This is a genomic window from Serratia sp. EC4 (genome assembly GCF_059652115.1).
The window spans coordinates 572,486-586,920 of sequence record NZ_JBNIDE010000001.1; the positions used below are offsets into that span (position 1 = coordinate 572,486).

Consider the following 14,435-nt stretch of genomic DNA (forward strand, 5'->3'; position numbering starts at 1 on the left):
CACAACAACGCCGGCATTCACCGGCGTTGTTGATAGTCAGGCGCGAGAGCGAAAGCTAGGCGGCATCGGCCGGCTTCGGCGTTTTTAGCTCATCGCGCAGTTCTCGCCGCAAAATCTTGCCGACGTTAGACTTCGGCAGTTCATCGCGGAACTCAACAATTTTAGGCACTTTATACCCGGTCAGGTGCCGACGGCAATGGGTCAACAGCTCATCCTTGGTCAGCGAGGCGTCTTTCTTCACCACGCAGATCTTCACCGTTTCGCCAGAGGCCTCGCTGGGCACGCCGATCGCCGCACATTCCAGCACTTTCGGATGCTGGCTGACCACATCCTCGATCTCGTTCGGGTAAACGTTGAAACCGGAGACCAGGATCATGTCTTTCTTGCGATCGACGATGCGCACAAACCCCTGCTCGTCCACGGTCACCACATCACCGGTCGCCAGCCAGCCGTCTTTCAGCACTTCGTCGGTGGCTTCCGGGCGCTGCCAATAGCCTAACATAACTTGCGGCCCTTTGACCCACAGTTCGCCCGGTTCGCCCGGCGGCACATCGTGGCCATTGTCGTCCACCAACCGAATGTCCGTCGACGGCACCGGCAGGCCGATGCTGCCGCTGTAGTGTTTCAGATCGTAAGGGTTACCGGCCACCAGCGGCGCGCACTCCGTCAGGCCATAGCCTTCCAGCAGGTGTTTACCGGTAGTTTTTTCCCACTTCTCGGCCACCGCTTTTTGCACCGACATGCCGCCGCCGACCGAGAAACGCAGCGTAGAGAAATCGAGCTTGTGGAACTCTTCATTGTTCAGCAACGCATTGAACAAGGTATTCACCCCGCTCATGGCGGTGAACGGGTATTTACCCAACTCCTTCACCAGCCCCGGAATATCGCGCGGGTTGGTGATCAGCAAATTGCGCCCGCCCAGATCGATAAACAGCAGGCAGTTCACCGTCAGCGCGAAAATGTGATACAGCGGCAACGCCGTCACCACCAGTTCCTGCCCTTCGCGGAACAGCGGCGAATAGGCGGCTTTGGCCTGCTCGAGGTTGGCCTGCATATTGCGGTGCGTCAGCATCGCGCCCTTCGCCACCCCGGTGGTGCCGCCCGTGTATTGCAGGAAGGCCAGATCGGCATTAATGATGTCCGGTTTTACATATTGCAGGCGGCGGCCGCGCTGCAGCGCGCTGCGGAATGAAATGGCATCCGGCAGGTTGTATTTGGGCACCAGGCGCTTGACGTATTTGACCACGAAGTTGACCAGCGTGCCTTTGGCGGCTGACAGCTGATCGCCCATGCGCGTCAGGATCACGTGCTTGACCTGAGTGTTGAACACCACTTTTTCCAGCGTATGGGCAAAGTTGGAGACGATGACGATGGCGCTGGCGCCGCTGTCGTTCAACTGGTGTTCCAGCTCTCGCGGGGTATACAACGGGTTGACGTTGACCACCACCATGCCGGCGCGCAGAATGCCGAACAGGGCGATGGGGTATTGCAACAGGTTAGGCATCATCAGCGCGACGCGGTCGCCCTTCTTCAGGCCCAGTTCATTTTGTAGATAAGCCGCGAAAGCCCGGCTGCGTTCTTCCAGTTTGCGGAAGGTCATCACCTCGCCCATATTGATAAAGGCGGGCTGATCGGCATAGCGCTGCACGGCATGCTCAAACATTTCGATCAACGACGAATAGCGATCGGCATCAATCTCTGCGGGCACATCTGCCGGATACCGTTTTAACCAGACCTTATCCAAGGTATTACTCCTGAAATCATTACTAATTATCATCGCAGCCCTCAAACTCGCAGCCTAACCATAACAATATTTTAACTCAGCAGACCAGTTCGGGTTTTAAACATTATTCAGGTTGCGATGTACGTCACTAATTGTCGGATATTCCCTATCCCAAAAAGCAAAAGGGCGGCCTGAGCCGCCCTGTCAAATATGTTCACATCAAGCGTATGCTACTCGGTTACGATGGTTTGCACCTGTGCCGGACCGGGGTTGTACCAGCCATAGCCTGCGCCCCAGCCGGGCCCCCACGGACCACCGCGCCAGCCCCAAGGGCCCATCGGCGCAGGCGGCATCACCACCTGCTGCACCAGATGCCAGCGCTTGAAACCGGTCACGTTCATCGTCACGAAACGATATGGCGTCATGCCGATCCGCCCCTCTTTCAGGCCGGTGATAGGGCCGACGACGGTCACCAGTTGGCCTTTGAAATCGACCGGTTCGAGGAAGCCGTTCACCGTAGCCAGCAAGCGGCCGTTCGACGGTTCACCCAGTATCGGCCGCGCACCGCTGTCGAGCGGCACCGCCGCGATCTCCAGCAGCGTACGCCCTTGTTCGTTGGCGACATTCACCACGGTGCCGCCGAAGCGGGCTTCCGCGCCAGTAAACAGGTTCGGTGCATTTTGTACCGAGGAAAGCTGAGTCACCGGCGAAGGGCTGGAGCCTTTGATCGCATCCGGTACGGTGACGCACCCGGTCAGAACCAGCGCGCCGCAGGCGACGGCCAGCAGCGACAGCTTTTTACTTGCAGTGCGGATTAACATGGTCGCAATCTCCTGAAATGCCTGTAACTTTGACCGCGTTTCGTCGTTCAAGTTGCAGGCCTTCATCGCCCGGCATCAACAACAGCACAATACGCCGCGATTACTCGCGGCCCGGCAGTTTTTTCCAGGTGACTTCATTGCGAAGATAGGTCGGCTCGGCGTTTTCCACCGCCACCGCCAACCCCTGTTGCCAGGCGTGCAGCGCCAGCGGCAGCATGTCTTGCGCCTGCGGCAGCAGCATTTGGCCGTCACGCACGCTCAGCGTAGAACCATTGACCAGATCGGGGTAGGTTTGCCAGCCGGTGCCGACGTGGGCCCATTCGCCCTGCAGGCGCTGCGCACGCTCCAGCGCCTGCGCGGGCGACAGCACGGCCTCGCCTTCGCTTTCCAACCAGCTGCCGTCCGCCTGGCGCTCGAACTGCCCCCAGTAAACTTCACCCATGCGCGCATCGATCGCCGCCAGCACGCGCTCCGCGCCGCTGACGCGCCAGGCGCCCTGCGCCATGGTTTGCAGCGTGGAAACGCCTATCATCGGCAGATCGGCGCCCAGCGCCAGGCCTTGAGCGATGCCGATACCGATGCGCACCCCGGTAAAGCTGCCGGGGCCGCGACCGAAGGCCAGCGCATCGAGCTGGTTGAGCGCCAGACCGGATTCCGCCAGCACCTGCTGCACCATAGGTAAAATTCGTTGCGTATGCTCACGTGGGCACAGCTCAAACAGGGCGTGGGTTTCGCCTTGATTCCAGACGGCGACGGAACAGGCTTCCGTCGCGGTATCGATCGCTAAAATTCGCGTGGACATGCCAACCTCTGGCGGGAATAAAACTGGGTTTTTCATACAGGGCGCGCATTGTAGCACAGCCCCGTAAGCCCTTCATCTTTCACGTGGCCGACGCATCGGCGGCCTGCAGGAAGGCGATGGCCTGCTTCAGATCGCGGGTACGCGGCGTGGGCGGCAGGCTATTGAGGAACACCTCGCCGTAAGGACGCATCACCAGACGGTTATCGCAAATCACCAGCACGCCGCGATCGTCGGTATCGCGGATCAAACGGCCGACGCCCTGTTTCAGGGTGATGACCGCATCCGGCAACTGCACGTCATTGAACGGGTCGCCGCCGCGCAGGCGGCAATCTTCAATGCGCGCCTTCAGCAGCGGATCGTCCGGTGAAGTGAACGGCAGTTTATCGATGATGACGCAGGACAGCGCATCGCCGCGCACGTCCACCCCTTCCCAGAAGCTGCTGGTCGCCACCAGCAGCGCGTTACCGGCGGCGACGAACTGCGCGAGCAGTTGCCCTTTGCTGGTTTCCCCTTGCAACAGCACCGGCAGCGTCATCGTGGCGCGGAACTCTTCCGCCAACTCGCGCATCATCTGGTGCGAGGTGCATAAGAAGAAGCAGCGGCCGTTGTTGGCTTCGATTAATGGCCGCAGCATGCGCGCCAGCTGGCGCGCCCCGCCGGGCTGATTCGGCGAAGGCAAAAAGCGCGGCACGCACAGCAACGCCTGTTTGGCATAGTCGAATGGGCTCGGCAGCAGCAACGTTTTGGCCTTGGTCAGCCCCAGCCGTTCGGTGAAGTGGCCCAGCTGATCGTTGACCGACAGCGTGGCCGAGGTAAAGATCCAGCTGCCCGGCTTCTCGTCCAGCATTTCACGGAAACGGTCGGCCACCGTCAACGGCGTCAGCGCCAGCACGAAGTGGCGCGAATTGCACTCATACCAATAGCTGTAGCCCGGTTCCGTCACCGCCTTGAGGCGTTTGAGGCGCGCGCGGTACAGCGTGGCGCGTTCAAAGGCGGCGTCCAACAGCGCCGAACGCCCCAGCGACAGCTTCATCACGTCATAACACAGCTCCAGCGCGTCATCGAGCAGCAACAGAGCGCGCTGCACGTTGGGTTCGCCGAGCACGTCACGCAGATTGCCGCGGAACCCCGGCTCTCCCAGATTCAGGCGAAAATCTTGCGTGCTCAGGCTGAGACGGTCGGCGCTTTTTTGCAGTTGAGCGGCATCGCGCACCTCGGTGCGGTAGGCGATGGTGATATCCTTCGCCAGATCCAACAGCTGGCGGCTGGTGAGCTGCTGGCCGAAATACTGGCTGGCGATGTCGGGGATTTGGTGCGCCTCGTCGAAAATCATCACCTCGGCTTCCGGGATCAGCTCGGCGAAACCGCCCTCTTTCACCACCATATCCGCCAGGAACAGGTGATGGTTCACCACCACCACATCCGCATCCATCGCGCGGCGGCGCGCCTTGACCACGAAGCAATCCTGATACAGCGGGCAATCGCTGCCCAGGCAGTTGTCATTGGTGCTGGTCACCAATGGCCAAACGAAACTGTCTTCCGCCACTTCGCTGCAGGTGCTGATGTCGCCTTCTTTGGTCTGTGACGACCACTTGCGCAACTGCACCAAATCGATCAGCGTCTGCCCCGCCAGTTCGCCGCCGGCCATCGACTGCTGCTCCAGCCGCTCCAGGCACAGGTAGTTGGAGCGCCCCTTCAGCAGCGCCAGCTTGCCTTTGTACTTCAACGCCTTGGCGACGGTGGGCAGATCGCGCGCATACAGCTGATCCTGCAGCGCTTTCGAACCGGTGGAGATGATCACTTTGCGATCGGCACGCAGCGCCGGCGCCAGATAAGCGAAGGTTTTGCCGGTGCCGGTGCCGGCTTCCACCACCAGCTCCTGCTTGAAATTGATCGCCTCGGTAACGGCTTGCGCCATCTGCCGCTGCGGCTCACGCGGTTTGAATCCCTTGATAGCCTGCGCCAATGCGCCGTCTGTTGCAAAATCGTCTGTCACGCTGTCTCTCTGCCGGTGTCATTCAGCGGTGATTATGCCAAGCCTGCCGCCCGGCTACCACCCACTTTATCGCCGCGCTTTTTCATCACCGGCTGTGCTACCCTTAGCGGGACTATGATATGGAGATAAGCAAATGAATATCGAAAGAATTGATCCCGATCAGCGCTGGTCCGAAGCCGTGGTGCACAACGAAACCGTTTACTACACCAGCGTGCCGGAGAACCTGGATGATGACGCGACCGCGCAGACCGCCAACGCCCTCGCCGCCATCGACGTGCTGCTGGCGCGCGTAGGCTCGGACAAAAGCCGTATTCTGGATGCCACCATTTTCCTGGCCAATACCGCCGACTTCGCCGCGATGAACGCCGCCTGGGACGCCTGGGTGGTTGCCGGCAGCGCGCCGGTACGCTGCACCGTGCAGGCGCAGCTGATGAATCCGAAGTATAAAGTGGAAATTAAAATCATCGCCGCGCTGTAAGCCTGAGCGCAGACGAAAAAAACCGCAGGCGTTGCCGTCTGCGGTTTTTTATTGCCCGCTATCAGGACAGTTTGAGGATCACCATCCCCGTCAACAGCAGCGCCAGGCCAATCCAGCCTTTGGCGTTCAACCGCTGGCCGAACATGATCCAGCCTGCGGCGATGGTGGCGGCGATACCGAAACCGCCCCACAACGCGTAAGCGATTGACAGATCGATGCCCTTTACCGCCTGCGCCAGGGCGCTGAACGCACCGAGTACCGACAGCAGCGACAGCAATCCCAGCCAAATTTTACGGAAGCCGTCCGACATCTTCAGGAAGATGTTGGCGATGATTTCCAGCACGATGGCCAGCCCCAGGAACCCAATGTGGTACAACTCAAACTGTTGCATGGTTGTCACCTCGCGGGCTGACCTGTTTTCGCTCTTTGCGAGTGCCGGATTTCACCAGCATGATGCCGGCGATCAGCGTAGCCAGGCCCAGTACTTTCAGCGCCGAGATTGGCTCGTCGAACCACAGCACGCTGAACAGGGTGATGAACAGGATGCCGATACCTTCCCACAGCGCATAAGCCACGCCCAACGCCACGCGTTTTATCGCTACCGACAACAATACATAAGACGCGGTGATCATCACGTACATCACGATATGCCCGATCATGCCGCCATTGACGCTGGCGTATTTCATCGACAAGGTGCCGATGATTTCGGTCATGATGGCCAAACCTAAAAAGATCCAATAAATCATAATTTTTCTCCCAAACGGCGAATAATGCGCGCCAAGGCATATTTATCCCGATTTATCTCGTCGAACGGCCGCCATGCGGCGCGCAAGACGCAGAGATCCCTGGGGATAAATTGACCCAAACGCAAAAAGAATGTTTGCCCGGCTGAACGGTGACGCGAAGGCCTAAGCCCGCTACCAGCACCGGTTAAGGGAGAAAGACGCTATAGTTCGCTGCACCAGTGATGCTCACTGGCAAGGATTGCAGACAGGAAGAGTTGGCACGTAGAGGTTCTGAGGGTAGTTCCGTTAATAGTCATCATAATAGTTCTCTATTATCAGCCGCACACCGTGCGATTTGCCCAATATCCTCATAAAAGTAAAATTTTCAACTGAGATATTTTTACCACAGCCAAAATAAGAAAGCAAACCGCCGTTTTCATGAAAAAGCAGAAAAAAACGGGTTAAAAATAAGAAAGTTAATCGCGATAAAAATTAAAAAAGGCCCAACGGAGCGTTGAGCCTTGCGAGATCCGCGGGTGAGCAAATAAGCGCCAACCCCAGGCCTGGTGCGGGTTACAACGCGGCACCGCTGACGGCGCTGCGCGCCAGTTCAGTGATGCGCGCATAGTCGCCTTTTTCGAGCGCGTCCGCCGGCACCAGCCAGGAACCGCCGATGCAAAGCACGCTTTTCAGCGCCAGATAATCGCGGTAGTTGTTCGGCGTAATGCCGCCGGTCGGGCAAAAACGCACCTGCGGGAACGGGCCGCCGATCGCCTGCAGCGCCTTCACGCCGCCGTTGGCTTCCGCCGGGAAGAACTTGAATTCGCGCAGGCCGTGATCCATGCCTTGCATCAGTTCAGACACGGTGCTGATGCCCGGGATCAGCGGGATGGTTCCCGCCGTCGCCGCCTGCAGCAAGGCTTCGGTCAGCCCTGGGCTGATGGCGAACTGCGCCCCCGCTTCGGTCACCTGCCGCAGTTGCTGCGGGTTGATCACCGTACCGGCGCCGATGATCGCCTCCGGCACCTCTTTGGCGATAGCGCGGATAGCCTCCAGCCCGCAGGCGGTGCGCAGCGTAACCTCCAATACCCGCACGCCGCCGGCAACCAACGCTTTCGCCAGCGGCACCGCCTGCTCCAGCTTGTTGATCACGATAACAGGCACCACCGGCCCCGCCGTCAGGATCTGCTCGGCGCTGGTTTTCCAGTTTTTCATCGTTATTTCTCCATTACTCGCGGTTAACAATGGCACGCCCCTGCCACAGGGCTCCGCATGCGCGGACGTCCGGCCGTACCGTAAGTGATGTGGCCCACGCGCAGATCGCAGGCAAAAAAAAGCCGGCAGACAGGCCGCCGGCATTACGCATTATTCGAACTCGTTCCAGGAGCGGCCGTCACGGGTGATCATCGCCACCGAGGCCACCGGCCCCCAGGTGCCCGCCTGGTAAGGCTTAGGCGCCTCGTTGTCGGCTTTCCATGCATCCATGATGGAGTCGACCCACTTCCAGGCCTCTTCCACTTCATCGCGGCGCACGAACAGCGCCTGAATGCCGCGCATGGTCTCCAGCAGCAGGCGCTCGTAGGCGTCCGCCACGTGCTCCTGGTTGAAGGTTTCCGAGAAGCTCAGGTCCAGCTTGGTGGTCTGCAGACGGTGCTTGTGATCCAGCCCCGGCACCTTGTTCAGCACCTGAATTTCGATGCCTTCGTCCGGCTGCAGGCGGATGGTCAGCTTGTTCTGCGGCAGCTGCTGGTAAGAATCGCTGAACAGGTTCAGCGGCGGGTTTTTGAAGTACACCACCACTTCCGAACATTTGGTCGGCAGACGTTTACCGGTACGCAGGTAGAACGGCACTCCGGCCCACTGCCAGTTGTCGATATCCACGCGGATAGAGACGAAGGTTTCGGTGCTGCTGCTCTTGTTCGCCCCTTCCTCTTCCAGATAACCCGGCACTTTCTTGCCCTGGACGAAGCCGGCGGTGTACTGACCGCGCACGGTGGTTTCCCGGACATTGGTCTGATCGATGCGGCGCAGTGAGCGCAGCACCTTGACCTTCTCGTCGCGGATGCGGTCGGTCGTCAGATCCGCCGGCGGCGACATGGCGATCATGGTCAGGATCTGCAGCAGGTGGTTCTGGATCATGTCGCGCATCTGGCCGGCCTGGTCGAAATAGCCCCAGCGCCCTTCAATGCCCACCTCTTCCGCCACGGTGATCTGCACCGAATCGATGGTGCGGTTATCCCAGTTGGATGCGAACAGCGAGTTGGCGAAACGCAGCGCCAACAGGTTCAGCACCGTCTCTTTGCCGAGGTAGTGGTCGATGCGGTAGACCTGGGACTCATTGAAGAACTCCGCCACCTGATCGTTGATCACGCGGGAGGACGCCAGATCGGTGCCCAGAGGTTTCTCCATCACCACGCGCGCCGGCTCATGGTTCAGCTTGGCTTCGCCCAACCCTTTGCAGATGGCGCCAAAGGTGCTTGGCGGCATGGCGAAGTAGTTGATGGTGGTGCGGTGCTTCTGATCCAGCATTTTACCCAGTTTGGTAAAGTTCTTGCTGTCGTTGACGTCCAGGTTGCAGAAGTCCAGGCGCGCGCTTAGCGTGGCCCAGAGTTCATCATCCAGTTTTTCCTTCATGAAGGTGCCAAGCGCTTCCTTGACCACTTCGGTATAGGCTTGTTTATCCCACTCCGCGCGGCCGACGCCGATGATCCGCGTATCCGGGTGGATGTGTCCGGCTTTCTCTAACTGGTACAGGGAAGGCAGCAGCTTACGGCGCGCCAAATCACCTTTCGCGCCGAAAATAACCAGGTCACACGCCTGGGCTGTAGAGGTTACCGCCATGTTCATCTCCTCGTTGCAGGATATTTGTAATTTTCTTACATTACTAATGTACTCTGTTTGACTACGGCCAGCAAACCCGGAGCAAAGCAGAAAAAAAGGCCTCAAGATTCCAGTGGAAAGCGCCAATCTACGCCAACGCCCTCACCACGGGCAAAACTGTAATTTTTCGTCTTTTTTGACGCTCTGTTACCATTATGAAAGTTAGACACAGGTCATATTCTGGTGAAAAAACCCTGCATACGCCGTGTCGAGACTGCCAACGGTTACCAGCACGTAGTATATTTTCACTAAACCGGCATTGATTTCTCCTTTGTTTGAAATCGACATACCCTATCGATTCCAGGTTACAGCCGCTCGTTTGGCGTCTGCTTGCACGGCGAACACGGGCGAAATTCGACGCTGTTGCTTGAAAGCCACAGGGATAAAACCATGAGTGACTCTCGTTATATGAATACGCTGGACAAAATCCAGAGCCATCTGGAACGCCTGAGCAAATCTGAAAGGAAAGTCGCCGAGGTGATCCTGGCCTCCCCGCAGACCGCCATTCACTCCAGCATCGCCACGCTGGCGCGCATGGCCGACGTCAGCGAACCTACCGTCAACCGCTTTTGCCGCCGCCTTGATACCAAAGGCTTTCCCGATTTCAAACTGCATCTCGCCCAAAGCCTGGCTAACGGCACGCCCTACGTAAACCGTAACGTTGAGGAAGATGACAGCGTCGATTCCTATACCAGCAAGATCTTCGAATCGGTAATGGCCAGCCTGGATACAGTAAAGGCAAATTTGGATATTGCCGCAATCAATCGTGCGGTTGACCTGCTCACCCAGGCAAAAAAGATCTCTTTCTTCGGGCTGGGCGCCTCCGCGGCAGTGGCGCACGATGCGATGAACAAATTTTTCCGCTTCAACATTCCGGTGGTCTACTTCGATGACATCGTCATGCAGCGCATGAGCTGCATGAACTCCGGCGAAGGCGACGTGGTGGTGCTGATCTCACACACCGGCCGCACCAAGAATCTGGTGGAGATGGCCCACCTGGCGCGAGAGAACGACGCCACAGTACTGGCTATCACCTCGCGCGACACCCCGCTCGCCCAGGCGGCGACCCTGGCCCTGCTGCTCGACGTGCCCGAAGACACCGACGTTTACATGCCGATGGTGTCGCGGATCGCGCAATTAACGCTCATTGACGTGCTCGCCACCGGATTTACCTTGCGCCGAGGGGCTAAATTCAGAGATAACTTGAAGCGGGTCAAAGAAGCGCTCAAAGAATCGCGCTTTGATAAAGGCGTGGTCATTCCCAACAGTTTTGATTCGTGACCCGACGAAGAAAAAATCGCCGTTCAACAGACATTTGAATGACGGCATCAGAGGCGGTACCCTGTTAACATGCTCATGCGGGTAACCCGGGTGAAATATCAGTGTTGTAAAATTACATTTCACGCCTGGTTTCGTTATCCGACGTTATCGCAACACCAATATTTGCTTCACCAGTCAACGGAGTAATACATGTCCAGACGGCTCAGAAGAACCAAAATCGTTACCACCCTGGGTCCGGCTACAGACCGCGACAATAATCTGGAAAAGATCATTGCCGCCGGCGCCAACGTAGTTCGGCTTAACTTCTCCCACGGCAGCCCGGAAGATCACCAGGCTCGCGCTGACAAAGTGCGAGAAATCGCTGCCAAACTGGGGCGTCACGTCGCTATCCTCGGCGATCTGCAAGGGCCGAAAATTCGCGTCTCCACCTTCAAGGAAGGCAAAATCTTCCTCAACGTGGGCGATAAATTCCTGCTGGACGCCAACCTGTCAAAAGGCGAAGGCGATAAAGAAAAAGTCGGTATCGACTATAAAGGCCTGCCAGCCGACGTGGTGCCGGGCGACGTCCTGCTGCTCGATGACGGCCGCGTTCAGCTGAAAGTGCTCGAAGTTCAGGGCATGAAAGTGTTTACCGAAGTGACCGTCGGCGGCCCGCTGTCCAACAACAAGGGCATCAACAAACTCGGCGGTGGCCTGTCGGCCGAAGCGCTGACCGAAAAAGACAAGGCTGACATCGTGACCGCCGCCAAGATTGGCGTCGACTACCTGGCGGTCTCCTTCCCGCGTACCGGTGAAGACCTGAACTATGCCCGCCGCCTGGCGCGCGATGCGGGCTGCAACGCCAAGATCGTGTCCAAGGTTGAGCGCGCCGAAGCGGTTTGCACCGACGAAGCGATGGACGACATTATTCTGGCCTCCGACGTGGTGATGGTTGCCCGTGGCGACCTGGGCGTCGAAATCGGCGATCCGGAACTGGTCGGCATTCAGAAGAAACTGATCCGCCGCGCCCGCACTCTGAACCGCGCGGTGATCACCGCGACCCAGATGATGGAGTCGATGATCACCAACCCGATGCCGACCCGCGCCGAAGTCATGGACGTGGCGAACGCCGTGCTGGATGGCACCGACGCCGTCATGCTGTCGGCGGAAACCGCCGCTGGCCAATACCCGGCGGAAACCGTGGCGGCGATGGCGCGCGTTTGTCTGGGCGCCGAGAAGATCCCGAGCATCAACGTTTCCAAACACCGCCTGGACGTACAGTTCGACAACATCGAAGAGGCGATCGCCATGTCTTCGATGTATGCCGCCAACCACCTGAAAGGCGTCACCGCGCTGATCGCCATGACCGAATCCGGCCGCACTGCGCTGATGATGTCGCGCATCAGCTCCGGCCTGCCGATCTTCGCCATGTCGCGCCATGAGCACACGCTGAACCTGACTGCGCTGTATCGCGGCGTGACACCAGTGTATTTCGACAGCCACAAAGACGGCGTGATCGCCGCCAATGAAGCGGTCAATCGCCTGCGCGACAAAGGCTTCCTGGTCTCCGGCGATCTGGTGATCGTCACCCAGGGCGACGTGATGGAAACCGTCGGCACCACCAATACCAGCCGTATTCTGCGCGTCGAGTAATCCACACCGCAGACGACATGCCGGCCGGCTCACGTTGGCCGGCATTTTTTTTGCCCCGGTACCGCCATAAACGACGGAGAACACCATGCTCCACCAACGCAATCCCGCAGCGAGCGGTGATGAGCTCGATCTCGATGGCCACGGCCTGACGCAGCTCGACGCGTCACAGTTAGCCGGCCACGCGCTGCGCAAGGTAAGCCTGTACGACAATCAGTTGGCGGCCATCCCCGCCCCCCTCTTCCGGCACCGCAATCTACAGGTGCTGAACATCTCCTGCAATCAGCTCGACCGCCTGCCGCCGGAAATTGGCCAGTTGCAACAGCTTGAGATGTTCGACTTTGGCCACAATCGCGCAAGCGAACTCCCCGAGGAACTGGGGCAGTTGCACCGGTTGAAATACCTCTATCTGAGCGACAACGGCTTTAGCGATCTGCCGCACTCGCTGGCGCAGCTACAGCAGCTGGTTTACCTCAATGCGACCGACAACCGCCTGGCCGTTTTGCCTCTGGCGATACCGAGGCTTGCGGCATTGCAGGAGCTGCGTTTATACAACAACCGCATCGGCAATCTACCCGGCGAAATCGGGCAACTGCGCGCGCTGCGCGAACTGCATATCATGAAAAATGCCCTGACCGCGCTGCCGGCGGAAATGGCACAGCTCGGTGAGCTGGAGATACTCGACGCGGCCAACAACGCCATCGCCGAACTGCCGGAAGCCTTCTGCCGGCTGCCGCGGTTGAGCGAGCTGAACCTGCGTTTCAATCAGCTGACGCGCCTGCCGAAAAATATCGGTGAGCTGACGGCGCTGAGAAGCCTGGATCTGCGCGCCAACCGCCTGAGCGACCTGCCGGAAAGCCTCGGCGAACTGAGCCGGCTGCGCAAGCTGGATCTGCGCTGGAATGATTTCACCCACACGCCTAAAATCGTCGACATCCTGCGGGCTCGCGGCTGTATGGTGCACATCTGAAGTGACGCCGGCCGGGGTGTAGCCCGACCGGCGTTAGCGGTAGAAAGGATTAACGATACAGATCGTCGCGCGAGTAGGGTTCAATCTCCCCTTCCTTGCGCGTCTTCAGCAGTTTGAGGATCCAGGTGTACTGCTCCGGATTCGGGCCCACCAGGTTTTCCACTTCTTCATTCATACGGCGGGCAATCCGTGGGTCATCAGCGTCGGCCAGATCGTCCATCGGCTCGCGAATATAGATATCCAGCATGCTGGTTTTGCCATCGTACACCGGGAACAACGGCACGATCGCCGCACGGCATACCTTCATCAGCCGCCCGACCGCCGGCAAGGTCGCCTTATAGGTGGCAAAGAAGTCGACAAACTCGCTGTGCTCAGCGCCGTGATCCTGATCGGGCAGATAATAACCCCAATACCCCTGGCGAACTGAACTGATAAACGGTTTGATGCCGTCATTGCGCGCGTGCATGCGGCCGCCGAATTTACGACGCACGGCATTCCACAGGTAGTCGATCAGCTGATTGCGCTGGTTGTGGAACATCGCCGCCATCGGTTGGCCGCGCGCGGCCATCAACATCGCCGGCACATCTACCGCCCAGCCATGAGGCACCAGAAAAATCACGTTGCGCCCTTCCGCCCGGATCTTGTCCAACACCTCTTCACCGTGCCAACGCACGCGCTTGAGCACTTTCTCGGGCTTGGTGCAGGCCAATTCCGCCATCAGCACCATCGACTGCGGCGCGCAGGCAAACATCTGGTCGATGATGTGCTCACGGTCGCTTTCCGGCAATTCCGGCAAGCAATACAGCAGGTTGATGCGGGCACGACGGCGCGCGCCTTTCGCCAGCTTGCCGGCCAGTTTGCCGACCGCCCCCAGCACCGGATCGCGCAGACGCGCAGGCACCAGCGAAACGCCGGCCATCAGGCCGGTTCCCAACCACACGCCCCAGTAGCGCGGGTATAAAAAGGCTTTTTGAAACTGCGGGATGAACTCTACGTTCGATTTCTTCTCGTTTTGCATGCACGTGCTCTTCGCTTAGCGATTCGGCTAATCATAATTGCCATCACCAATTTTGCAATTAACAACCGCGAACCGCCCAGATAAAACAGCATCGGCCCGCAATCAGGCCGAT

General features: G+C 58.7%; 13 protein-coding genes. 4 read left to right on the plus strand and 9 right to left on the minus strand.

The window, feature by feature from the left end; genetic code table 11:
* Positions 1 to 55: 55 nt before the first annotated feature.
* The 4 genes from fadD to yoaA all read right to left on the minus strand — a co-directional run bounded on the left by fadD (position 56) and on the right by yoaA (position 5,342).
* Positions 56 to 1,744: a long-chain-fatty-acid--CoA ligase FadD gene (gene fadD, locus ACP39K_RS02640; protein ID WP_089184702.1), complete on the minus strand. Its 1,689-nt coding sequence runs from the start codon at positions 1,742 to 1,744 to the stop codon at positions 56 to 58.
* Positions 1,745 to 1,953: 209 nt separating this feature from the next.
* Positions 1,954 to 2,544, minus strand: a complete 591-nt coding sequence (locus tag ACP39K_RS02645) for a Slp family lipoprotein (protein WP_021503867.1) — start codon at positions 2,542 to 2,544, stop codon at positions 1,954 to 1,956.
* A 100-nt stretch (positions 2,545 to 2,644) separates the two neighbouring features.
* Positions 2,645 to 3,346: a tRNA (adenosine(37)-N6)-threonylcarbamoyltransferase complex dimerization subunit type 1 TsaB gene (gene tsaB / locus ACP39K_RS02650; RefSeq protein WP_497008278.1), complete on the minus strand. Its 702-nt coding sequence runs from the start codon at positions 3,344 to 3,346 to the stop codon at positions 2,645 to 2,647.
* A gap of 79 nt (positions 3,347 to 3,425) precedes the next feature.
* The gene (gene yoaA / locus ACP39K_RS02655; RefSeq protein ID WP_028127475.1) at positions 3,426 to 5,342 is read right to left on the minus strand and encodes a DNA repair helicase YoaA; all 1,917 of its coding nucleotides are present in this window, start codon (positions 5,340 to 5,342) and stop codon (positions 3,426 to 3,428) included.
* Between the two features lie 133 nt (positions 5,343 to 5,475).
* Between yoaA and ACP39K_RS02660 the strand changes: the two genes are divergently transcribed.
* Positions 5,476 to 5,820 carry a RidA family protein gene (locus ACP39K_RS02660; RefSeq protein WP_015378124.1) on the plus strand — a complete coding sequence of 115 codons (345 nt, stop codon included), beginning with the start codon at positions 5,476 to 5,478 and terminating at the stop codon, positions 5,818 to 5,820.
* A gap of 61 nt (positions 5,821 to 5,881) precedes the next feature.
* Here the strand turns inward: ACP39K_RS02660 and mdtI are convergent, their stop codons facing one another.
* The 4 genes from mdtI to zwf all read right to left on the minus strand — a co-directional run bounded on the left by mdtI (position 5,882) and on the right by zwf (position 9,386).
* Positions 5,882 to 6,211: a multidrug/spermidine efflux SMR transporter subunit MdtI gene (gene mdtI / locus ACP39K_RS02665; RefSeq protein ID WP_016927446.1), complete on the minus strand. Its 330-nt coding sequence runs from the start codon at positions 6,209 to 6,211 to the stop codon at positions 5,882 to 5,884.
* Positions 6,198 to 6,566: a multidrug/spermidine efflux SMR transporter subunit MdtJ gene (gene mdtJ / locus ACP39K_RS02670; protein ID WP_025303118.1), complete on the minus strand. Its 369-nt coding sequence runs from the start codon at positions 6,564 to 6,566 to the stop codon at positions 6,198 to 6,200. Before mdtJ ends, mdtI begins: the two co-directional genes overlap by 14 nt.
* Positions 6,567 to 7,118: 552 nt before the next feature.
* Positions 7,119 to 7,760, minus strand: a complete 642-nt coding sequence (locus ACP39K_RS02675; RefSeq protein ID WP_033640104.1) for a bifunctional 4-hydroxy-2-oxoglutarate aldolase/2-dehydro-3-deoxy-phosphogluconate aldolase — start codon at positions 7,758 to 7,760, stop codon at positions 7,119 to 7,121.
* Between the two features lie 150 nt (positions 7,761 to 7,910).
* The gene (zwf, locus tag ACP39K_RS02680) at positions 7,911 to 9,386 is read right to left on the minus strand and encodes a glucose-6-phosphate dehydrogenase (RefSeq protein ID WP_028127476.1); all 1,476 of its coding nucleotides are present in this window, start codon (positions 9,384 to 9,386) and stop codon (positions 7,911 to 7,913) included.
* 447 nt (positions 9,387 to 9,833) lie between these two features.
* Here zwf and ACP39K_RS02685 point away from each other — a divergent pair, with 447 nt between their 5' ends.
* The 3 genes from ACP39K_RS02685 to ACP39K_RS02695 all read left to right on the plus strand — a co-directional run bounded on the left by ACP39K_RS02685 (position 9,834) and on the right by ACP39K_RS02695 (position 13,305).
* A complete protein-coding gene (locus ACP39K_RS02685) occupies positions 9,834 to 10,706 on the plus strand; it encodes a MurR/RpiR family transcriptional regulator (protein ID WP_016927443.1) in 873 nt (290 codons plus the stop codon).
* A 189-nt stretch (positions 10,707 to 10,895) separates the two neighbouring features.
* Entirely contained in the window at positions 10,896 to 12,338 is a 1,443-nt protein-coding gene (gene pyk / locus ACP39K_RS02690) for a pyruvate kinase (RefSeq protein ID WP_004932339.1), read from the plus strand.
* A gap of 85 nt (positions 12,339 to 12,423) precedes the next feature.
* Positions 12,424 to 13,305, plus strand: coding sequence for a leucine-rich repeat domain-containing protein (locus ACP39K_RS02695; RefSeq protein ID WP_016927442.1), 882 nt, complete (start codon positions 12,424 to 12,426; stop codon positions 13,303 to 13,305).
* A gap of 49 nt (positions 13,306 to 13,354) precedes the next feature.
* Here the strand turns inward: ACP39K_RS02695 and lpxM are convergent, their stop codons facing one another.
* A complete protein-coding gene (lpxM, locus tag ACP39K_RS02700; protein WP_016927441.1) occupies positions 13,355 to 14,323 on the minus strand; it encodes a lauroyl-Kdo(2)-lipid IV(A) myristoyltransferase in 969 nt (322 codons plus the stop codon).
* Positions 14,324 to 14,435 lie beyond the last annotated feature (112 nt).

Excerpts from the sequence above, each read along its gene's own strand:
- ACP39K_RS02675 (WP_033640104.1), bottom strand. The coding sequence starts at position 7,760 with ATGAAAAACTGGAAAACCAGCGCCGAGCAGATCCTGACGGCGGGGCCG.
- ACP39K_RS02660 (WP_015378124.1), top strand. The coding sequence starts at position 5,476 with ATGAATATCGAAAGAATTGATCCCGATCAGCGCTGGTCCGAAGCCGTG.
- ACP39K_RS02695 (WP_016927442.1), top strand. The coding sequence starts at position 12,424 with ATGCTCCACCAACGCAATCCCGCAGCGAGCGGTGATGAGCTCGATCTC.
- lpxM (WP_016927441.1), bottom strand. The coding sequence starts at position 14,323 with ATGCAAAACGAGAAGAAATCGAACGTAGAGTTCATCCCGCAGTTTCAA.
- pyk (WP_004932339.1), top strand. The coding sequence starts at position 10,896 with ATGTCCAGACGGCTCAGAAGAACCAAAATCGTTACCACCCTGGGTCCG.
- zwf (WP_028127476.1), bottom strand. The coding sequence starts at position 9,386 with ATGGCGGTAACCTCTACAGCCCAGGCGTGTGACCTGGTTATTTTCGGC.
- tsaB (WP_497008278.1), bottom strand. The coding sequence starts at position 3,346 with ATGTCCACGCGAATTTTAGCGATCGATACCGCGACGGAAGCCTGTTCC.
- ACP39K_RS02645 (WP_021503867.1), bottom strand. The coding sequence starts at position 2,544 with ATGTTAATCCGCACTGCAAGTAAAAAGCTGTCGCTGCTGGCCGTCGCC.
- ACP39K_RS02685 (WP_016927443.1), top strand. The coding sequence starts at position 9,834 with ATGAATACGCTGGACAAAATCCAGAGCCATCTGGAACGCCTGAGCAAA.
- mdtI (WP_016927446.1), bottom strand. The coding sequence starts at position 6,211 with ATGCAACAGTTTGAGTTGTACCACATTGGGTTCCTGGGGCTGGCCATC.
- mdtJ (WP_025303118.1), bottom strand. The coding sequence starts at position 6,566 with ATGATTTATTGGATCTTTTTAGGTTTGGCCATCATGACCGAAATCATC.